We start from the raw sequence: 19,890 nt of genomic DNA, 5'->3' as shown, positions 1-19,890 counted from the left end.
TGTGGCGAGGGAGCTTGCTCCCGCTGGGTTGCGAAGCGACCCCAAAGCCATTCAATCGGGTTGTATCAGGCAGACCACATTACCCGGTTTACGACGGCTTCGCCGCCGAGCGGGAGCAAGCTCCCTCGCCACAATCGATGTTCACTTTGGATCTATGCCCACTCGGCCTGCCGCCGTCCCGCGCCACCGATCCAGCGCAATCAGCACAAACCCCAGCAATAAACACCTGCCAATGCCGAGCGGCGAGTTGTATGCGTGGATCGCAACAGAGTGCGTGCTGCTGGACGAGAAGGGTTTGAGTCAGGATCAGGTGAAAGCCGTGGGCTACTGGAAACTCGACGACAGCGACGAAGAGTAAATGACAAACACCTGTGGCGAGGGAGCTTGCTCCCGCTGGGTCGCGAAGCGACCCCAAAGCCATTCAATCGCGTTGTATCAGGCAGACCACATTACCCGGTTTACGACGGCTTCGCCGCCGAGCGGGAGCAAGCTCCCTCGCCACAATCGATGTTCACTTTGGATCTATGCCCACTCGGCCTGCCGCCGTCCCGCGCCACCGATCCAGCGCAATCAGCACAAACCCCAGCAATAAACCACTGCCAATGCCGAGCGGCGAGTTGTATGCGTGGATCGCGACAGAATCCAGAGCCTCACGACAGATCCGCCGCGTGCTGCTGGACGAGAAGGGCTTGAGTCAGGACCAGGTAAAAGCCGTCGGCTACTGGAAACTCGACGACAGCGACGAGGAGTAAGCGACAAACACCTGTGGCGAGGGAGCTTGCTCCCGCTGGGTCGCGAAGCGACCCCAAAGCCATTCAATCGGGTTGTATCAGGCAGACCACATTACCCGGTTTACGACGGCTTCGCCGCCGAGCGGGAGCAAGCTCCCTCGCCACAATCGATATTCACTTTGGATCTATGCCCACTCGGCCTGCCGCCGTCCCGCGCCACCGATCCAGCGCAATCAGCACAAACCCCAGCAATAAACCACTGCCAATGCCGAGTGGCGAGTTGTATGCGTGGATCGCGACAGAGTGCATGCTGCTGGACGAGAAGGGCTTGAGTCAGGACCAGGTAAAAGCCGTCGGCTACTGGAAACTCGACGACAGCGACGAAGAGTAAGCGACAAACACCCGTGGCGAGGGAGCTTGCTCCCGCTGGGTCGCGAAGCGACCCCAAAGCCATTCAATCGGGTTGTATCAGGCAGACCACATTACCCGGTTTACGACGGCTTCGCCGCCGAGCGGGAGCAAGCTCCCTCGCCACAATCGATGTTCACTTTGGATCTATGCCCACTCGGCCTGCCACCGTCCCGCGCCACCGATCCAGTGCAATCAGCACAAACCCCAGCAATAAACCACTGCCAATGCCGAGCGGTGAGTTGTATGCGTGGATCGCGACAGAGTCCAAAGTCTCACGACAGATCCGCCGCGTGCTGCTGGACGAGAAGGGCTTGAGTCAGGACCAGGTGAAAGCCGTCGGCTACTGGAAACTCGACGACAGCGACGAAGAGTAAATGACAAACACCTGTGGCGAGGGAGCTTGCTCCCGCTGGGTCGCGAAGCGACCCCAAAGCCATTCAATCGGGTTGTATCAGGCAGACCACATTACCCGGTTTACGACGGCTTCGCCGCCGAGCGGGAGCAAGCTCCCTCGCCACAATCGATGTTCACTTTGGATCTATGCCCACTCGGCCTGCCGCGGTCCCGCGCCACCGATCCAGCGCAATCAGCACAAACCCCAGCAATAAACCACTGCCAATGCCGAGCGGCGAGTTGTATGCGTGGATCGCGACAGAGTGCGTGCTGCTGGACGAGAAGGGCTTGAGTCAGGACCAGGTGAAAGCCGTCGGCTACTGGAAACTCGACGACAGCGACGAGGAGTAAGCGACAAACACCTGTGGCGAGGGAGCTTGCTCCCGCTGGGTCGCGAAGCGACCCCAAAGCCATTCAATCGGGTTGTATCAGGCAGACCACATTACCCGGTTTACGACGGCTTCGCCGCCGAGCGGGAGCAAGCTCCCTCGCCACAATCGATGTTCACTTTGGATCTATGCCCACTCGGCCTGCCGCCGTCCCGCGCCACCGATCCAGCGCAATCAGCACAAACCCCAGCAATAAACCACTGCCAATGCCGAGCGGCGAGTTGTATGCGTGGATCGCAACAGAGTGCGTGCTGCTGGACGAGAAGGGCTTGAGTCAGGACCAGGTGAAAGCCGTCGGCTACTGGAAACTCGACGACAGCGACGAGGAGTAATGACAAACACTTGTGGCGAGGGGGCTTGCCCCCGTTGGAGTGCGTAGCACTCCCAAAACCTGCAATCGGGCTTTGTCTGGCACACCGCGTTTAATGGGTTTAGGGCTGCTGCGCAACCCAACGGGGGCAAGCCCCCTCACCACATTTGATGTTCACTTTGAATCTATGCCCACTCGGCCTGCCCCAGTCCCGCGCCAGCGATCCAGCCCGACCACCAGCAGCGCAATCAGCACAAACCCCAGCAATATCCCGCTGGCATTGATGAACACCTGGGGATAACCGAGTTTTTCGACATCGATAAAGGGATACGGGTAAAGCCCCAGCGAGTGCCCGCGCAGCAAGGTAAAAGCGAAATACAGCACCGGGTAAATCGCCCACAAACCGATGTGCCCAAGGCGCAAGGTGCCCTTGGGTACGCACCGCCACCAATAGAACAGAAACAGCAGCGGCATGATGTCATGCAACAACTCGTCGGCGATGAACTGCCAGCCCTGCGGATGCCACAAATGCCGCAACAACAGGCTGTACGCCAGGCCGACCAGGGTAATGCTCACGGCAATCCCGCTGCTGACCCACGGCTGTAAAAAAAACGTACGGCCCTTCGACTCGCGTGCAGTCACGGCGCAAGTCAGCACCGTCGCCACCAGCGTATTGGTCAGGACCGTAAAGTAACTGAAGTAACTCACCAGCCCACCCAGTTGGCTGGCGCTGACACTCCAGCGGCCGTAAAACACCAGGTACAGCTGAATGCTCAATCCCAGCCAGCCCAGCACGGCGGCCGAGTGGGTAAAACGGCTCATGACGGGCGACAGTCGAGTCGGCTCGGCGGGCATCTATATTCCTTAGAGCGGACGTTTGGTGCGCATCAGCTTCACGTAGAGTTTTTCGACTTTCTCACGGGCCCACGGGGTTTTGCGCAGGAAGGTCAGGCTCGACTTGATACTCGGATCGCTCTTGAAGCAGCGAATGTCGATGCGCTCGGCCAGCCCCGACCATTCGTAGTGTTGAACCAGCGTGTTAAGGATCTGTTCCAGGGTCACGCCGTGCAGCGGGTTGGTGTTCTGTTCGGTCATGCCGGGCCTTTGAACGAAGAAAGTAGAGGAAGCCGCGCACCTTAGCCGAGGGTGTCCTGCGGTGGAAGGACTCTGTGCGCTATCGGTTAAATGTAGGTGAACTCTGAAAGTTCGCAGCCTGCGGGTGTTCACCTTCCGATGTGGAGCTGCCACAGGCTGCGATCTTTTCAAGGATGACTGCACACTGTTACCAAATCCGAAATGATCCATGTCAAGAAAAGCCCTTTCTCTCTTTGTTACAGATCATTATCCTTGCAGGCCTAAAAGCTGAATCGCTTCACCTGCCCGATTTCCCCTCGCAGCGTTCAGCTCTCTTCCCCTAAAAGACCAAGAATTCCTTCTCTATGCCTGACATTCAGACTTTGCGAGACAGCGCTGTCCGCCCCACTTTTGCTGCTCGAAAAGCCATAAGCCTGATCGGTGGGCTCAGCGCCCTCGGCCTTGCCACTTGCACTCAAGCTGCCCCTGCATTCGATAGCGACTCACCGTGGATGCTCGGCGACTGGAACGGCACACGCACCGAACTCGCGGAAAAAGGCTACGACTTCAAGCTCGACTACACCGGCGAGATGGGCAGCAACCTGCACGGCGGCTACGACCACGACCGCACCGCGCGCTACAGCGACCAGTTCGGCCTCGGCACGCACCTGGACCTGCAAAAGATCCTCGGCTGGCACGACGCTGAATTTCAGCTGACCATCACCGAACGCAACGGCAACAACATCAGCAACGACCGAGTCAATGATCCGCGTGTCGGCGGTTTCACCTCGGCCCAGGAAGTCTGGGGCCGTGGTCAGACCACCCGGCTGACGCAGATGTGGTATCAGCAGAAATTCTTCGATCAGAAACTCGACATCAAGGCCGGCCGTTTTGGCGAAGGCGAAGACTTCAACAGCTTCCCCTGCGACTTCCAGAACCTGGCGTTCTGCGGCTCCCAGGTCGGCAACTGGGCCGGTGGCATCTGGTACAACTGGCCAGTCAGCCAATGGGCGCTGCGGGTCAAATATCACCTGACGCCCGAGCTCTACGCCCAAATCGGTGCGTACGAGCAGAACCCGTCGAACCTGGATCGCGACAATGGCTTCAAGCTCAGCGGCAGTGGCACCCAAGGCACGGTGCTGCCGGTGGAGCTGGTGTGGACACCGAAGCTCAATGGCCTGCCGGGCGAATACCGCGCCGGTTACTACTACAGCAGCGCCAAGGCCACCGACGTCTACAAGGACAGCAACGGCCAACCCGCCGCCCTGAGTGGTCAGCCCTACCGCAGCGCATCGAGCAAGCACGGCGTCTGGCTGGGCGTGCAGCAGCAACTGACCAGCCGCGCCAGCGATAACTCGCGAGGCTTGAGTGTGTTTGCCAACGGCACGATGCACGACAAAAAGACCAACGCCGTCGACAACTATGTCCAGGCCGGTGTCGTCTACAAAGGCCTGTTCGATGCCCGCAGCAAAGACGACATCGGCTTCGCCATGGCCCGGGTTCACGTCAACCCGGCCTTCCGCAAAAACGCCGAGGCGATCAACCAGGCGCACGCGGTCTTCGACTTCAACGACCCGTCCTACCTGCCGCCGCAAGACACCGAATACAGCGCCGAACTCTATTACGGCGTGCATGTAACCAACTGGCTGACCGTACGCCCGAACCTGCAATACATCCGCCATCCCGGTGGCGTGAATGAGGTCGATGACGCGCTGATCGGCGGGATCAAGGTGCAATCGTCGTTCTAAAACCCTTACTGAAACCTGCCCGTACCTGATCGTCATCTACAGTGAACAGGCGCGGGACTACTTAAACGTCACGGAGAACCACACTATGAGCACTGATGGTGCTTTGAGTCGAAGCCGTCTGCTGCCGAGCCTGCTCGGTATCGTGCTTCTGCTAATGGGCCTGGCCTTGCTGGCCGGGGGGATCAAGCTGAGCATGCTCGGCGGCTCGTTGTATTACCTGCTGGCCGGGATCGGCCTGGTGCTGACCGGGATTTTGCTGCTGGCTGCCCGCCGTGCAGCATTGGGCCTGTACGCCGTGGTGCTGTTCGCCAGTACGGTGTGGGCGCTGTGGGAAATCGGCCTCGACTGGTGGCAACTGGTGCCACGTCTGTCGTTGTGGTTCGCCCTTGGCGTAGTCCTGCTGTTGCCGTGGTTCCGCCGTCCGCTGCTGCGTGATGGCGCCGCTCCGCTGGGCACTGCCGCGCTGAGCGTGGCCGTGGTTCTGGCCGGTGCCACCGCGGTTGCCAGCCAATTCACCCACCCGGGTGAGATCATGGGCGAGTTGGGCCGCGACACTGCCGACATGACCAGCACCGCGCCAGCAATGCCCGAAGGCGAGTGGCAGGCCTATGGCCGCACCGAATTCGGCGACCGCTACTCGCCGCTGAAGCAGATCACCCCGGCCAACGTCGGCAAGCTGCAGGAAGCCTGGCGCATCCGCACCGGCGATCTGCCGACCGCCGATGACCCGGTGGAGCTGACCAACGAAAACACCCCGCTGAAGGTCAACGGCATGCTCTATGCCTGCACCGCCCACAGCAAGGTGCTGGCGCTGGACCCGGACACCGGCAAGGAACTCTGGCGCTTCGACCCGCAGATCAAGAGCCCGGTGGGCTTCAAGGGCTTCGCCCACATGACCTGCCGTGGCGTTTCCTACTACGACGAGAACGCCTACGCCAAGGCTGACAACGCGTCGAGCGCAGTCATCTCCGAAGCTGGCAAAGCGGTTGCGCAAGCCTGCCCACGTCGGCTCTACCTGCCCACCGCCGATGCTCGCCTGATCGCCCTGAACGCCGACACCGGCAAAGTCTGCGAAGGCTTCGGCGATCACGGCGTGGTTGACCTGACCCAAGGTATCGGTCCGTTCACCCCCGGTGGCTACTACGCGACCTCGCCGGCAGCGATCACCCGTGATCTGGTGATCATGGGCGGTCACGTCACCGACAACGAATCGACCAACGAGCCGTCGGGCGTAATCCGCGCCTTCGACATCCGCGACGGTCACCTGGTCTGGAACTGGGACAGCGGCAACCCTGAAGCGACCGAGCCTTTGGCACCGGGCAAGACCTACACCCGCAACTCGCCGAACATGTGGTCGCTGGCCAGCGTCGACGAGAAACTGGGCATGGTCTACCTGCCGCTGGGCAACCAGATGCCTGACCAGTGGGGTGCCGACCGCACGCCGGGCGCAGAGAAATTCAGCGCCGGCATGGTGGCCCTGGACCTGGCGACCGGCAAGGTGCGCTGGAACTTCCAGTTCACCCACCACGACCTGTGGGACATGGACGTCGGCAGCCAGCCGACCCTGCTCGACATGAAAACCGCCGACGGCATCAAGCCGGCGCTGATCGCACCGACCAAGCAGGGCAGCCTGTATGTGCTCGACCGTCGCAACGGCACACCGATCGTGCCGATTCGCGAAGTGCCGGCGCCGCAAGGCGCAGTCACCGGCGACCATACCGCGCCGACCCAGGCTCGCTCGGACCTCAACCTGCTCGCTCCGGATCTGACCGAGAAGGCCATGTGGGGCGCCAGCCCGTTCGACCAGATGCTCTGCCGCATCCAGTTCAAGCAACTGCGCTACGAAGGCCAATACACCCCGCCGTCGTTGCAGGGCAGCTTGATCTATCCGGGTAACGTTGGTGTGTTCAACTGGGGCAGCGTGTCGCTCGACCCGGTTCGCCAGATGCTGTTCACCAGCCCGAACTACATGGCATTCGTCTCCAAACTGATCCCGCAGGCTGAAGTGGCTGCCGGGAGCAAGCGCGAGAGCGAGACCTCGGGCGTCCAACCCAACACCGGCGCGCCATACGCGGTGACCATGCACCCGTTCATGTCGCCATTCGGCGTACCGTGCCAGGCTCCGGCCTGGGGCTACGTCGCCGGTATCGACCTGACCACCAGCAAAGTGGTGTGGAAACGCAAGAACGGCACCAGCCGCGACAGCTCGCCACTGCCTATCGGCCTGCCAATCGGCGTGCCAAGCATGGGCGGCTCGATCGTCACCGCCGGCGGCGTCGGCTTCCTCAGCGGCACCCTGGACCAGTACCTGCGCGCCTATGACGTCAACAACGGCAAGGAACTCTGGAAGTCGCGCCTGCCGGCCGGCGGCCAGGCCACACCGATGACCTACACCGGCAAGGACGGCAAACAGTACGTGCTGCTGGTAGTTGGCGGCCATGGTTCGCTGGGCACCAAAATGGGCGACTATGTGATCGCTTACAAACTGTCGGAATAAGCGTTAACCGCAGTTAAGAGAAAGGCGACTACCTCGCGGTAGTCGCCTTTTTTATGGCCCACAGATATCTGATACAACACCGTACTGTGGCGAGGGAGCTTGCTCCCGCTCGAGTGCGAAGCGCTCGCAAACCCAGCGAACCGTGTGTGTCTGACAAAACCCGATTGCAGGTTTTGGGGCCGCTTCGCAGCCCAGCGGGAGCAAGCTCCCTCGCCACAGGTTGCGTGTTTATCCCGTGAGTAGGACTCAGAGAAGCTTCCGACATGGTTTTCAGGTTGTCGGTGGGAAGCCGCATAACTAGTCTTGGGTGGTCGCTGCCAATTCAGCGACCGGGTTTGACCGTCCGTGTACACTCTAGGCGCACAGCGTCCACTGATCATGAACAGACGCTTTTTTTATGTCTGTCATTTCATGTTATGGCAGCTGTGCGCGGGATACCTTCGGGTATGCCGGGTTCCTAGAGTCCCGGTCGGTCAACCCGCGTACAGTTGCCGCCCCAATTCGTTTGACCGCGAACGGTGGCAGCTCCACTACTCTGGGAGCTTCATCATGCACAAAGTCACTCCAAATCCGCCTGAAACTCCAAGCACTTCCCCTTACGCTTCGACCGACTCGAAAAAACTCCACGACGCCGCAGAGCGGGCGCTGGATCACTACCTGAAACCACCATTCGACAAGGGCAACCTGCCCGACAAACGCCCCTCCAATATCTTCGCGGTCATCCCTGATCTGGATAACGAAACCCTGCTGGCGCATGCCTCGGAAACCCTCGCCTCGGTCAATGTGCTGGCCAGCGATCTGGCGTTTGAGCTGGAAGGCACCCGCCGACATGTGGCGCTGGCGATTCAGCAGATGGTCTCGTTGGGGGAATTGTTGGTGAATCGGGCACTGGATAGTTTCGATCAGCCAGAGGCGCCGTAACACCGGACTGTGGGAGGGCCGCACGGCCCGTCCCACCGTTTTAATTGATGTACATCAGCCTCTAAACCCGTACACACCCCCACCACTCAGGCCGGCTGTCAGGCCGCCGTGCTGTTGCTGTTGATCTTGATCCACCCGCCCCTTCGGAAGGCCGAGCGCAGGTGTTCATCAGGGGGTGGGCGCGCAGCGCCGTACGGCGTAGCCGGACACATCGAGAGGAGGTCGTCGCGAAGCAGACCGTAGGCGATGCCCCCTGATGGACACCGGAGTGAGGGAACGCCGAGCCTAGGCGAGGTGCCGTACGCTTGGGGCGAGCGTTTTTTTGCTTACTTTTTTTAGGCGCTTGTAAAAAAAGTGAGTCGCCGTCAGGCGAAACCCCAAGTGGCCGTTACCGCAGGAATGGATATGTACACCTGCAAGAGGTTGGCCGGCTATCAGACCGCCATCGCGAGCAAGCTCGGCTCCCACATTGGATTGGTGTACATCCGCAAGAGATAGGCCGGGGGTGTCAGGCCGCCATCGCGAGCAAGCTCGGCTCCTACAATAGTTGGGTGAATACACTCTATGAAACACCCGCTAACAACCGCCCCCCATTGAAACCACCCACCACCTGCCCCATCTATCCCTCATACCCCATTGCGCAGGTGCCCCATGAGCGACCAGCAAGAATTCCCGGAAAACCCGAGCGACTACGCCGACCCCGAAAACGCCGAACACCACACCTCATCAGGCAAAGGCCTGGCCCTGCCCGGCCAGAACCTGCCGGACAAGGTCTACATCATCCCGATTCACAACCGCCCGTTCTTCCCCGCGCAAGTACTGCCGGTGATCGTCAACGAAGAACCCTGGGCCGAAACCCTCGACCTGGTCGCCAAATCCGAACATCACTCGCTCGCGCTGTTCTTCATGGACACCCCGCAGGAAGACCCACGGCACTTCGACACCTCCGCCCTGCCGCTTTACGGCACCCTGGTGAAGATCCATCACGCCAGCCGCGAAAACGGCAAACTGCAATTCGTCGCCCAGGGCCTGACCCGAGTACGCCTCAAGACCTGGCTCAAGCACCATCGCCCACCGTACCTGGTGGAAGTCGAATACCCGCACCAGCCAAGCGAGCCGACCGATGAGGTCAAGGCCTACGGCATGGCGCTGATCAACGCGATCAAGGAACTGCTGCCGCTCAACCCGCTGTACAGCGAAGAGCTGAAAAACTACCTCAACCGCTTCAGCCCCAACGATCCGTCGCCACTGACCGACTTCGCCGCCGCCCTGACCTCGGCCACCGGCAGCGAGCTGCAAGAAGTGCTCGACTGCGTGCCAATGCTCAAGCGCATGGAAAAAGTCCTGCCGATGCTGCGCAAGGAAGTCGAAGTCGCGCGCTTGCAGAAAGAAATCTCTGCCGAGGTGAACCGCAAGATCGGCGAGCACCAGCGCGAGTTTTTCCTCAAGGAGCAACTCAAGGTCATCCAGCAGGAACTGGGGCTGACCAAGGACGACCGCAGCGCCGACGTCGAGCAGTTCGAGCAGCGGTTGGTGGGCAAGGTCCTGCCGCCACAGGCACAGAAACGCATCGAAGAGGAAATGAACAAGCTGTCGATCCTCGAAACCGGCTCGCCGGAATACGCCGTCACCCGCAACTACCTGGAGTGGGCGACAGCGGTGCCGTGGGGCGTTTATGGCGAGGACAAACTCGACCTCAAACACGCGCGCAAAGTCCTCGACCAGCACCACGCCGGGCTCGACGACATCAAGGACCGGATCCTCGAGTTCCTTGCAGTCGGCGCCTACAAAGGTGAGATCGCCGGCTCCATCGTGCTGTTGGTCGGCCCGCCGGGCGTGGGCAAGACCAGCGTCGGCAAATCCATCGCCGAGTCGCTGGGGCGACCGTTCTATCGCTTCAGCGTCGGCGGTATGCGCGATGAAGCCGAGATCAAGGGCCACCGCCGCACCTACATCGGCGCGCTGCCGGGCAAACTGGTCCAGGCGTTGAAAGACGTTGAAGTGATGAACCCGGTGATCATGCTCGACGAAATCGACAAGATGGGCCAAAGCTTCCAGGGCGACCCGGCCTCGGCACTGCTCGAAACCCTCGACCCGGAACAGAACGTCGAATTCCTCGACCATTACCTGGACCTGCGTCTGGACCTGTCGAAAGTGCTGTTCGTCTGCACCGCCAACACCCTGGATTCGATTCCAGGTCCGTTGCTCGACCGGATGGAAGTGATTCGCCTGTCGGGTTACATCACCGAAGAAAAGGTCGCCATTGCCAAGCGTCACCTGTGGCCAAAACAGCTTGAGAAAGCCGGGGTGTCGAAAACCAGCCTGTCCATCAGCGACAGCGCGCTGAAAGCCCTGATCGACGGTTACGCCCGCGAAGCCGGGGTACGCCAGTTGGAAAAACAACTGGGCAAACTGGTGCGCAAAGCCGTCGTGAAGCTGCTCGACGAACCGAAAGCTGTGATCAAGATCGGCCCCAAAGACCTCGAAGCCTCACTCGGCATGCCGGTGTTCCGCAACGAACAAGTGTTGTCCGGCACCGGGGTCATCACCGGCCTGGCCTGGACCAGCATGGGCGGCGCAACCTTGCCGATCGAAGCCACGCGCATTCACACCCTCAACCGCGGCTTCAAACTCACCGGGCAACTGGGTGACGTGATGAAGGAATCGGCCGAGATCGCCTACAGCTACGTCAGCTCGCACCTCAAGCAGTTCGGTGGCGACGCGAAGTTCTTCGACGAAGCCTTCATCCACCTGCATGTACCCGAAGGTGCAACACCGAAAGACGGCCCAAGCGCCGGCGTAACCATGGCCAGCGCCCTGCTCTCTCTGGCGCGCAACCAGCCGCCGAAAAAAGGCGTGGCCATGACCGGTGAACTGACGCTGACCGGGCACGTGCTGCCGATTGGCGGGGTCCGCGAGAAGGTGATCGCGGCGCGCCGCCAGAAGATCTTCGAACTGATCCTGCCGGAGCCTAACCGTGGCAGTTTTGAGGAACTGCCGGATTACCTGAAGGAAGGAATTACCGTGCACTTCGCCAAGCGTTTTGCGGATGTGGCGAAGGTGTTGTTCTGACAGTGATGTAGCGCCATTACCATCGCCATCGCTGGAAAGCCTTGCTCCTACGGTCCGCACAATCTGTAGGAGCAAGGCTTGCCCGCGATGGCGTCAGCACTCACGACGCCAAACCTTCGGCCGTCCCGGTCGGGACCGTCACACTTTGATTCATCTTCGGTTATGCTCGCCGTTCGTCGTGATTACCGGAGTTCCCGATCCAATGTCCCCTACCCGTCTGCTTCTGCCCCTGAGCCTCGCCCTGCTGGCCGCCTGCGCCACTCAACCGAAACACAACGTGACGGTGGAAAAACAAAGCGAATGCCCGGTGCAACTGAACAACGGGCAACACCTGATCCTGACCCTGCCAAGCAACCCGACCACCGGTTATCGCTGGGCGATCCAGGATTCGGCTGGCGGTGTGCTGCGGGCGATCAGCCCCGAGGTTTACAGCAACCCGGAGAACACCGGGTTGGTGGGCAGTGGCGGGCAATCGACCTGGCGCTTTCAAGCCTTCGCCGCAGGCAACGGGCGTTTGCGCCTGACTTATCAACAGCCGTGGGAACCGGAAGTCGAACCCGCGCAAACCTTCGACTGCGCGATTTCGGTTAACTGATCATGGGCTGGCTGATTCTGGCGCTGATGGGCGCGGTAACGTTTCTCTACGGAGTGAGCGCGCACGCCGCGTTGCTGTGCCTGTTGGTCAAACCATTGCCGGTGTTGGCGCTGCTCGGCTGGCTGCACGATGCGCCGCCCAGCGACTATCGGCGCTGGATCAGCCTTGGCCTGATGTTTTCCGTGCTCGGCGATGTGCTGCTGGCGTGGCCGGGGGATTTGTTCGTGTTTGGCCTCGGCGCGTTTCTGGTGGCGCACCTGGTGTACTTGAAAGCCTACTTGAGTGATTGCCGACGCCTAGCGCTGGCGCCGCTTATCTTCGCGCTAGGCGTCGGTGCCGTGCTGTTGGGGATTCTGATCAGCCATGGCCTGGGGCCGTTGCTGGTTCCGGTGATCGTCTACGGCGTGGCCATCAGCGCCATGCTTTGGCGTGCCCTGGCCCGTTTGGGCAGCGACGTGCCCAAGCGTTCGGCACTGTTGGCCGCCGCTGGCGCGCTGGCGTTTGTGTTCTCCGACAGCGTGATCGGCATCAGCCGTTTTGTCGTGCCGTTCGAGGCTGCGCCCTACGTGATCATCCTCAGCTACTGGCTGGGGCAATGGGGGATTACAGCGTCGGCGTTCCACCAGAAACCGCGCTGAACCCTGTGGTGAGGGGGCTTGCCCCCGTTGGGTTGCGAAGCGGCCCTAAACCCGGTGAACGCGGTGTACCTGACAAAACCCGATTGCAGGTTTTGGGAGTGCTATGCACTCCAACAGGAGCAAGCTCCCTCGCCACAACAGCCCGCTCGCCGCACAGATTGCGTGAACCAGGCGGTTTATCAGACAACCCGCGCATCCACGCGCCAAGTTGGCTAAAATGCCGGCCTTTTCCACATCCGCCGCTGGAACCGCCGTGAGCAAAGAATCCGATCGCCTTTTCGCCCAGCCTTTGGCCCAGGTGCCTGACTTCGCCTTTAACGAGGACGTGGTGCGGGTGTTCCCGGACATGATCAAGCGCTCGGTGCCGGGTTACCCGACCATAGTCGAAAACCTCGGCGTGCTCGCGGCGCAGTTCGCCCAACCGGGTAGCGTGCTCTACGACCTGGGTTCTTCCCTCGGCGCTGTGACCCAGGCCCTGCGCCGTCACGTGCGCACCGACGGTTGCCGGGTGATCGCGGTGGATAACTCGGCGGCGATGGTCGAGCGTTGCCGCGAATACCTCAACGGCCAGGACTCGATGTTCCAGGAGCTGCTGCCGGTTGAAGTGATCGAAGGCGACATTCTCGCGCTGGAGTTCAAACCGGCCTCGGTGGTGGCGCTGAACTTCACCCTGCAATTCATCGCCCCGGATCAACGCCTGGCACTGCTCGCACGTATTCGTCAGTCGCTGTTGCCGGGCGGTGCACTGATTCTGTCGGAAAAGCTGCGTTTCGAAGACGCCGAAGAACACGCACTGCTCACCGACCTGCACATCGCCTTCAAACGCGCCAACGGCTATAGCGAACTGGAAATCGCCCAGAAGCGCAGCGCCATCGAAAACGTCATGAAGCCCGACAGCCTCCAGGAACACCGCGAACGCCTGCTGGCCGCCGGGTTCTCGAAAGTCGTGCCGTGGTTCCAGTGTCTTAACTTTGCCTCGTTGATTGCCTTGCCATGATTGATCTGTCCCCCCTCGCCCGCCGTCTCGCCGGTACGCCACTGGCCGATTGGGCCAACACCCTGCAAGCGCAACTCGACGTGAAAATGGAAAAAGGTCACGGCGACCTCGAGCGCTGGCAGAGCGCGCTGGACGCCTTACCGAAGATTCAGCCGAGTGAAGTCGACCTGCTGAACGGCCTGACCCTCGACACCGACTGCGACGATGAAACCCGCGCGCAAATGCGTACCGCACTGATGGGTTTGTCGCCTTGGCGCAAAGGCCCGTTCGATCTGTTCGGCGTGCACGTCGACACCGAATGGCGCTCGGACTGGAAGTGGTCGCGGGTCGCCCCGCACCTCGACCTCAAAGGTAAACGCATCCTCGATGTCGGCTGCGGCAACGGCTACTACATGTGGCGCATGCTCGGCGCGGGGGCCGACAGCGTGATCGGCGTCGATCCGAACTGGCTGTTTTTCTGCCAATTCCAGGCAGTGCAGCGTTACCTGTCCGAGCCCAATGCCTGGCACCTGCCGTTTCCTTTTGAAGACCTGCCACCGAATCTGGAAGGCTTCGACACCGTGTTCTCCATGGGCGTGTTCTACCATCGCCGCTCGCCAATCGAGCATTTGCTGGCGCTGAAGGATTGCCTGGTCAAGGGCGGTGAGCTGGTGCTGGAAACGCTGGTGATCGAAGGCGATGAGCAGCAGGTGCTGGTGCCGGAAGACCGCTATGCGCAGATGCGCAACGTCTGGTTCCTGCCGTCGGTGCCGGCGCTGATGCTCTGGCTGCGCCGCGCCGGATTCAGCGATGTGCGCTGCGTGGATGTCAGCGTGACCACGGTTGAAGAACAACGCGGGACCGAGTGGATGAAGTATCAGTCGCTGAGCGACTTCCTCGACCCCGAGGACCACAGTAAGACCATTGAAGGCCTGCCGGCACCGATGCGCGCAGTGATCGTCGCCAAAAAATAACGCAGCACACCTGTGGCGAGGGAGCTTGCTCCCGCTCGAGTGCATAGCACTCGCAAAGGGTCTATCCAGCTAAAAACGCATTGACTGTTTTTAGGGCCGCTTCGCCCGAGCGCGGACCGGCCCGCGGGAGCAAGCTCCCTCGCCACAAAAGCCCGTTCCCACATTGGTTGGGTGTTTAGTCTGTTGGCTTGGCGCGTCGGGCCTTGAAGAACTCGCTCAGCACCGTGCCGCACTCTTCGGCCAAGACCCCGCCTTCGACCAGCACCCGGTGGTTGAGAAAGCCCTGGGTGAAGAACTGCCCCTGGCTTTGCACGATCCCGGCCTTGGGCTCCAGCGCCCCATAAACCACCCGCGCAATCCGTGAATGCACGATCAAACCGGCGCACATGCTGCACGGCTCCAGCGTGACATACAACGTGCTGCCCGGCAGACGATAGTTGCTCACGGCCTGCGCCGCAGCGCGGATCGCGACCATCTCGGCGTGGGCGCTGGGGTCGCTGCCGCTGATCGGGCAATTGAAGCCGCGGCCGATGATTTCACCGTCCTGCACCAGCACCGCACCCACCGGCACTTCACCGAGGGCGGCACCTTGCGCGGCCAGCGCCAGGGCCTCACGCATGAAGTCCTGATCGCGGCTACGGTCGATGATCTTCGCCGGGCGTATCTGACGCATCAGGCCACCTCGATGGCGGCCATCAGGCCGGTTTCCATATGGTCGATCACATGGCAGTGGAACATCCACACCCCGGGGTTATCCGCCACCAGCGCCACCTGGGCGCGTTCGTTCTTGCCCAGCAAGTAGGTGTCGGTGAAATACGGGATGATCTTTTTTCGGTTCGAGGCAATGACCTTGAAGCTCATGCCGTGCAAGTGAACCGGGTGCTGGTACTGGGTCATGTTCTTCAATTCGAAAATGTAGCTTTTGCCTTTTTTCAGAGTAGCAATCGGGCGGTCGGCACAGGTTTTGTCGGTGATGTCCCAGGCCTTGCCATTGATCTGCCAGAGGCTCGGCGGCTTGCCATTATCGACGTTCACCGAGACCGATCCAACCCACTCGAAATTGAAATTGAGCTTCTCGGCATTGGCCAGGTCCGGCTCGGAAATCGGGTTGGCCGGCAGCGCCGGTGGCCACTGGGTTGGTGCGTCATTGTTGACCACCGAACGCAAGGTGCCAATGCGCACCGGCCCGTTACGCAGCGACAACTCTTCACCCGCCGCTGGGGCTTTGATCGCCAGGCAAATGCGCATGCCGGGGCCCAACCAGTACTCCTTACCCAGTGGACGCGGCTCGATCGGGTTGCCGTCGAGCGCGTAGATCTGCGCTTCGACGCCCGGAATGTTGAGGCGGTAAGTCAGGGTGTTGTCGAGATTCAACAAGCGTACCCGAGTGATCTGCCCGGCCGGCAACTCAATCACCGGCAGCGGTACGCCATTGATGGTCGCCAGACGCCCGGCCGTGCCGCCGCGCGCCGCTTCACGAGGAACGCTGAACGGCACGAAGGCGCCCTCTTCATCGACGTGCCAGCTTTTCAGGCTGAGGGTCTTCTCGTACTTGAAACCGGTGGGCTCGCGTTCTTCGATGATCAGCGGCCCGACCAGCCCGCGCCCCAACTCTTCGCTGCTGTTGACGTGCGGGTGATACCAGTAGCTGCCAGCGTCCGGCACGCGGAATTTGTAGTCGAAATACTCGCCCGGCAGCACCGGCAATTGCGAGACGTACGGCACGCCGTCCATCTCCAGCGGCAAACGGATGCCGTGCCAGTGAATGGTCGTAGGCACCGGCAGGTGGTTGATGAAACGCACCCGCAGCCATTCGCCCTGACGTACCCGCAGTTCCGTCCCCGGCGCCGACGGACCAAAGGCCCAGGCCTCGGTTTTGTGCCCTGGCACCAGCTCGACATCCAGCGGCGCGGCGATCAGTTCGTAGTCATGACCCGCGTTGGCGTCGGCCATTTTCCCCAGCCAGTAACGCGATGCACCACCGGCCCCGACGCCCACCACTGCCAAACCGGCCAGACCACCCAGTATTTGTCGACGGGTAAAGGACATGAACTCAACAACCTCACGTATCAGCGGCAGGCCAGTGCCCGCAAAAGGCGAATACGATACACCTGCGGATGAGAAACAGTAAGGGCAACAAAGAGACGCACATCACCTGTGGCGAGGGAGCTTGCTCCCGCTCGAGTGCGAAGCAGTCGTAAAACCATCCTGTGCTTGGTGTCTGGCGGAATGCGATTTCAGGTTTTAGGGCCGCTTCGCCCGAGCGCGGACCGGCCCGCGGGAGCAAGCTCCCTCGCCACAGGATTCGGTTACGCATCCAGTCCTGTGATCAGATGCACCACCCCACCCGCCAACGTCATCACCCCCGGTACACCCGCCGCACGCAAGGCCGTCGCATCCAGCAGCGCGGCATCCTTCAACTCCACTCGCACCCGCGTCAGGGCAACCCGCTGTTGCGACTTGAGGTTGTTCGCCCCGCCCAGCGCGGCCACGATATTCGCTGCCAGGCCCGAGACAGGATGAGCAGCCACCTTCGGCTCATCCACCACCAGGTCCGGGGTCAACGCCTTCCAAAACGCCCGTTGCATTTTCTCGAACATGTTCAGCTCTCCAACACCTGTGAAGTTTCGACCATTGCCTGCTGCTGCACACTCAAGGCCTCGCGGACCTGCTCGGCGCTTTCCAGCCCGAGCACCTGATGCGCGATGGCCTGACAGTCGCTGAGCTCGACCTCGCGAATCGCCGCCTTGATCGCCGGAATCAGCGGCACGCTGACCGACAGCTCATCCACGCCAAGCCCCAGCAATAGCGGCACCGCCAAGGTCTCCGACGCCAGCGCGCCACACACCCCGACCCACTTGCCATGGGCATGGGCGGCCTTCACGGTGCTGGCGATCAAGCGCAGCACCGATGGGTGAAAACTGTCGGCCTGACTGGCCAGGCGCGGGTGATCGCGGTCCATGGCCAGGGTGTACTGGGTCAGGTCGTTGGTACCGATGGAAAAGAAATCCACCTCGGGCGCAAACAGGTCCGCCATCAGCGCCGCTGCCGGGACCTCGATCATGATGCCGAGTTTCGGCAGCTCCCTGAGCCCCAGCGCCAGCGCCTCTTCTTCGAGCATCAGCCGCGCCAGGCGCAGCTCCGACAGTTGGCTGACCATTGGCAACATGATGTGCAGACGGGCCAGCCCGGCGCTGCTCAGAATCGCCCGAAATTGCTCGCGCAACAGCTGCGGCCGCTCCAGGCATAAGCGAATCCCGCGCATCCCCAGAAACGGATTGGCCTCGCTGTCCATTGGCACGTAGGCCAAGGGTTTGTCGCCGCCGACGTCCAGCGTGCGCACCACCAGATTGCGCTGCGGGCCCAGTGCGCGGGCGATGGCGCTGTAGGTGCCGGCCTGTTCATCGTGACTCGGCGCCACGCTGCGCTGCTGATACAAAAACTCCGAACGCAACAGGCCGATACCTTCAGCCCCGAGGCTCATGGCCTGCTCGGTTTCGGCCAGCGAAGCCACATTGGCCGTGACTTCGAAGTGATGACCGTCGCGGGTGACGGCGGCCCGTGCAGCGTTTTCCAGCTCGTGTTGATGACGCTGGCGTTGCTGCTGGCGTTTGGCATGCAACTGCTCGATCACCGACACTGCCGGGTCCAGGTGCAATTCGCCCTTGTCGGCATCGAGCAGCACTCGGGTGCCACTGGCCAGCGACAGCACTTGCAGCGGTAAACCACATACGGCCGGCAAACCCAGGGCCCGGGCGAGAATCGCCACATGGCTGGTGGCACCTCCGCCGACGGTGGCGAAACCCAACACTTTGCCGGTATCCAGCGCAGCGGTCTGCGACGGCGTCAGTTGTTCGGCAATCAGAATCGCCTGATCCGGCAACTCCCAGACACCGTCCGGTACCCCGAGAATCAGCTTGAGCACACGCTGACCGACGTCCATCAGGTCCAACGCGCGCTCAGCGAGCAACGTGCTGCCCAGCGACTTGAACAGCGTAGCGGTGGCTTCGGTGGCGCTGTTCCAGGCAAATGCCGCGCTCTTGCCCTCAGCGATCAGGGCCTGGGCTTGCTCCAGCAGGCTCGGGTCTTCCAGCAGTTCCTGATGCGCCTTGAAAATGTCCGCCTGCGCCTCTCCGGCCGCGTTGTCACGCAAGCGTTGCAGCGCCTGCGTCGCGTGCATCAACGCACGTTCCAGCGATTCGCGCTCCAGCTGTTGATCCGCGGCAAACTCAGGCATTTCCAGGGTACGTTCAGCGACTTGCACCACGTAGCCGAAGGCCGAACCCGCTGAAGCACAGACACCGCGCAGCAGTTTCGTCGACACCTCCTGCGCCTCAACCACTGGTGCTACCACTGCCACCGGAGTCACAGCCTCACCGCAGCCATCCGCCAGCAATTGAGCCAGTGTGCTGATTGCCAATTCGGCATCTTCGCCCACCGCACTGACCTGCAACGCATCGCCATGCACCGTCTGCAACGCCATGATCGCTACCAGCGACTTGGCGTTGGCGCTGTCCTGCTGCTTATGCAGGCAAATGCTCGCCGCAAAGCCTTTCGCCGCCTGCGCAAAGACCGCCGCCGGCCGTGCGTGCAAACCGTTGGGGTTAGGCAGGTGGACCGGTTTGGAGAACAGCGCTTCGCCCTCCTCCTGCGCAACAACGGTACGCGGATCGCCCAGGCTCAGGCGCAACACCGGCTGCGCACAGGCCACCAGACCGCTGTCCGGTGTCAGCAGACTGAAGGGCTCGCCACTGACCACCAGCATCAAGGTCAACAGGCTGCGGGCATGCAGGGCGACATAGTCGGCATCGAACTCGATCAACGGCTGCCCGGCCTCGACACGCTGGCCCTGCTCGACCAAGGCGCTGAACCCCTGGCCTTTCAGGTTCACGGTGTCCAGGCCAATGTGCAGTAACACCTGCACACCGCTGTCATCGGTGATGCTGATCGCATGGCCGCTGTGTTGAAGATTGCTGACTACGCCGGCCAACGGTGCGCAAAGGACCTGCGAGGTCGGATCGATGCACAGGCCGTCGCCGATCACCCGGCTGGCGAACACCGGATCCGGCACGTGATCAAGCGGCATCAGCACCCCGGACAGCGGCGCCAGCAATTGCAAGGGTTGGGTTAGGGTCATGACTTCACCTGCGGTTTTGTTCTT

General features: G+C 61.4%; 14 protein-coding genes and 6 pseudogenes. 14 read left to right on the top strand and 6 right to left on the bottom strand.

From position 1 onward, the window contains the following. Nucleotides 1-220: 220 nt before the first annotated feature. From AO353_RS30720 to AO353_RS30705, 6 pseudogenes are all read left to right on the top strand, one after another. A pseudogene (locus AO353_RS30720) lies at nt 221-358 on the top strand (siderophore-interacting protein); the annotation flags it as partial. Nucleotides 359-605: 247 nt separating this feature from the next. After that, nucleotides 606-752, top strand: a pseudogene (locus AO353_RS29825) (SIP domain-containing protein); the annotation flags it as partial. Nucleotides 753-984: 232 nt separating this feature from the next. Further along, nucleotides 985-1,122 (top strand): annotated as a pseudogene (locus AO353_RS30715) (siderophore-interacting protein); the annotation flags it as partial. Nucleotides 1,123-1,360: 238 nt separating this feature from the next. Then, a pseudogene (locus AO353_RS29820) lies at nt 1,361-1,516 on the top strand (SIP domain-containing protein); the annotation flags it as partial. Between the two features lie 232 nt (nt 1,517-1,748). After that, nucleotides 1,749-1,886, top strand: a pseudogene (locus tag AO353_RS30710) (siderophore-interacting protein); the annotation flags it as partial. A gap of 232 nt (nt 1,887-2,118) precedes the next feature. Next, nucleotides 2,119-2,256 (top strand): annotated as a pseudogene (locus AO353_RS30705) (siderophore-interacting protein); the annotation flags it as partial. Between the two features lie 152 nt (nt 2,257-2,408). Here AO353_RS30705 and AO353_RS16060 read toward each other — a convergent pair. Next, nucleotides 2,409-3,089, bottom strand: a complete 681-nt coding sequence (locus AO353_RS16060) for a Pr6Pr family membrane protein (protein WP_081013742.1) — start codon at nt 3,087-3,089, stop codon at nt 2,409-2,411. 9 nt (nt 3,090-3,098) lie between these two features. Next, nucleotides 3,099-3,329, bottom strand: a complete 231-nt coding sequence (locus AO353_RS16055) for a VF530 family DNA-binding protein (protein WP_019693422.1) — start codon at nt 3,327-3,329, stop codon at nt 3,099-3,101. Between the two features lie 344 nt (nt 3,330-3,673). On the opposite strand from AO353_RS16055, the gene AO353_RS16050 reads away from it, so the two are divergent. From AO353_RS16050 to cmoB, 8 genes are all read left to right on the top strand, one after another. Continuing rightward, nucleotides 3,674-5,056: a carbohydrate porin gene (locus tag AO353_RS16050; RefSeq protein ID WP_054595836.1), complete on the top strand. Its 1,383-nt coding sequence runs from the start codon at nt 3,674-3,676 to the stop codon at nt 5,054-5,056. Nucleotides 5,057-5,141: 85 nt separating this feature from the next. Next, nucleotides 5,142-7,553, top strand: coding sequence for a glucose/quinate/shikimate family membrane-bound PQQ-dependent dehydrogenase (locus AO353_RS16045; protein ID WP_054595835.1), 2,412 nt, complete (start codon nt 5,142-5,144; stop codon nt 7,551-7,553). A 549-nt stretch (nt 7,554-8,102) separates the two neighbouring features. After that, the gene (locus AO353_RS16040; protein ID WP_054595834.1) at nt 8,103-8,474 is read left to right on the top strand and encodes a DUF6124 family protein; all 372 of its coding nucleotides are present in this window, start codon (nt 8,103-8,105) and stop codon (nt 8,472-8,474) included. A 651-nt stretch (nt 8,475-9,125) separates the two neighbouring features. After that, nucleotides 9,126-11,546: an endopeptidase La gene (lon, locus tag AO353_RS16035; RefSeq protein ID WP_054595833.1), complete on the top strand. Its 2,421-nt coding sequence runs from the start codon at nt 9,126-9,128 to the stop codon at nt 11,544-11,546. 202 nt (nt 11,547-11,748) lie between these two features. Next, nucleotides 11,749-12,141 carry a protease inhibitor I42 family protein gene (locus AO353_RS16030; protein ID WP_054595832.1) on the top strand — a complete coding sequence of 131 codons (393 nt, stop codon included), beginning with the start codon at nt 11,749-11,751 and terminating at the stop codon, nt 12,139-12,141. Between the two features lie 2 nt (nt 12,142-12,143). Further along, the gene (locus AO353_RS16025) at nt 12,144-12,779 is read left to right on the top strand and encodes a lysoplasmalogenase (protein ID WP_054595831.1); all 636 of its coding nucleotides are present in this window, start codon (nt 12,144-12,146) and stop codon (nt 12,777-12,779) included. A gap of 217 nt (nt 12,780-12,996) precedes the next feature. Further along, nucleotides 12,997-13,776 (top strand): carboxy-S-adenosyl-L-methionine synthase CmoA, encoded by a 780-nt coding sequence (gene cmoA / locus AO353_RS16020; protein WP_173860016.1) that lies wholly within the window; start codon nt 12,997-12,999, stop codon nt 13,774-13,776. Continuing rightward, nucleotides 13,773-14,729, top strand: a complete 957-nt coding sequence (gene cmoB / locus AO353_RS16015) for a tRNA 5-methoxyuridine(34)/uridine 5-oxyacetic acid(34) synthase CmoB (RefSeq protein WP_054595829.1) — start codon at nt 13,773-13,775, stop codon at nt 14,727-14,729. The genes cmoA and cmoB overlap by 4 nt, the downstream gene beginning before the upstream one ends. 175 nt (nt 14,730-14,904) lie before the next feature. Here the strand turns inward: cmoB and tadA are convergent, their stop codons facing one another. The 4 genes from tadA to ptsP all read right to left on the bottom strand — a co-directional run bounded on the left by tadA (nt 14,905) and on the right by ptsP (nt 19,866). Then, on the bottom strand, nt 14,905-15,402 hold the full coding sequence (gene tadA / locus AO353_RS16010) for a tRNA adenosine(34) deaminase TadA (protein ID WP_054595828.1): 498 nt from the start codon (nt 15,400-15,402) through the stop codon (nt 14,905-14,907). Next, entirely contained in the window at nt 15,402-16,778 is a 1,377-nt protein-coding gene (locus AO353_RS16005; protein ID WP_054595827.1) for a multicopper oxidase family protein, read from the bottom strand. The genes tadA and AO353_RS16005 overlap by 1 nt, the downstream gene beginning before the upstream one ends. Before the next feature lie 260 nt (nt 16,779-17,038). Beyond that, a complete protein-coding gene (locus AO353_RS16000) occupies nt 17,039-17,329 on the bottom strand; it encodes a PTS transporter subunit EIIB (RefSeq protein WP_054595826.1) in 291 nt (96 codons plus the stop codon). 2 nt (nt 17,330-17,331) lie between these two features. Further along, nucleotides 17,332-19,866 carry a phosphoenolpyruvate--protein phosphotransferase gene (ptsP, locus tag AO353_RS15995; protein ID WP_054595825.1) on the bottom strand — a complete coding sequence of 845 codons (2,535 nt, stop codon included), beginning with the start codon at nt 19,864-19,866 and terminating at the stop codon, nt 17,332-17,334. Nucleotides 19,867-19,890: the final 24 nt, after the last annotated feature.

This window comes from Pseudomonas fluorescens (assembly GCF_001307155.1).
Lineage (GTDB): Bacteria > Pseudomonadota > Gammaproteobacteria > Pseudomonadales > Pseudomonadaceae > Aquipseudomonas > Aquipseudomonas helvetica.
The sequence above is the reverse complement of the archived record's forward strand: the minus strand, read 5'-3'. Positions and strand labels throughout refer to the sequence as shown.

Excerpts from the sequence above, each read along its gene's own strand:
- AO353_RS16060 (WP_081013742.1), bottom strand. The coding sequence starts at position 3,089 with ATGCCCGCCGAGCCGACTCGACTGTCGCCCGTCATGAGCCGTTTTACC.
- AO353_RS16055 (WP_019693422.1), bottom strand. The coding sequence starts at position 3,329 with ATGACCGAACAGAACACCAACCCGCTGCACGGCGTGACCCTGGAACAG.
- AO353_RS16050 (WP_054595836.1), top strand. The coding sequence starts at position 3,674 with ATGCCTGACATTCAGACTTTGCGAGACAGCGCTGTCCGCCCCACTTTT.
- AO353_RS16045 (WP_054595835.1), top strand. The coding sequence starts at position 5,142 with ATGAGCACTGATGGTGCTTTGAGTCGAAGCCGTCTGCTGCCGAGCCTG.
- AO353_RS16040 (WP_054595834.1), top strand. The coding sequence starts at position 8,103 with ATGCACAAAGTCACTCCAAATCCGCCTGAAACTCCAAGCACTTCCCCT.
- lon (WP_054595833.1), top strand. The coding sequence starts at position 9,126 with ATGAGCGACCAGCAAGAATTCCCGGAAAACCCGAGCGACTACGCCGAC.
- AO353_RS16030 (WP_054595832.1), top strand. The coding sequence starts at position 11,749 with ATGTCCCCTACCCGTCTGCTTCTGCCCCTGAGCCTCGCCCTGCTGGCC.
- AO353_RS16025 (WP_054595831.1), top strand. The coding sequence starts at position 12,144 with ATGGGCTGGCTGATTCTGGCGCTGATGGGCGCGGTAACGTTTCTCTAC.
- cmoA (WP_173860016.1), top strand. The coding sequence starts at position 12,997 with ATGCCGGCCTTTTCCACATCCGCCGCTGGAACCGCCGTGAGCAAAGAA.
- cmoB (WP_054595829.1), top strand. The coding sequence starts at position 13,773 with ATGATTGATCTGTCCCCCCTCGCCCGCCGTCTCGCCGGTACGCCACTG.
- tadA (WP_054595828.1), bottom strand. The coding sequence starts at position 15,402 with ATGCGTCAGATACGCCCGGCGAAGATCATCGACCGTAGCCGCGATCAG.
- AO353_RS16005 (WP_054595827.1), bottom strand. The coding sequence starts at position 16,778 with ATGTCCTTTACCCGTCGACAAATACTGGGTGGTCTGGCCGGTTTGGCA.
- AO353_RS16000 (WP_054595826.1), bottom strand. The coding sequence starts at position 17,329 with ATGTTCGAGAAAATGCAACGGGCGTTTTGGAAGGCGTTGACCCCGGAC.
- ptsP (WP_054595825.1), bottom strand. The coding sequence starts at position 19,866 with ATGACCCTAACCCAACCCTTGCAATTGCTGGCGCCGCTGTCCGGGGTG.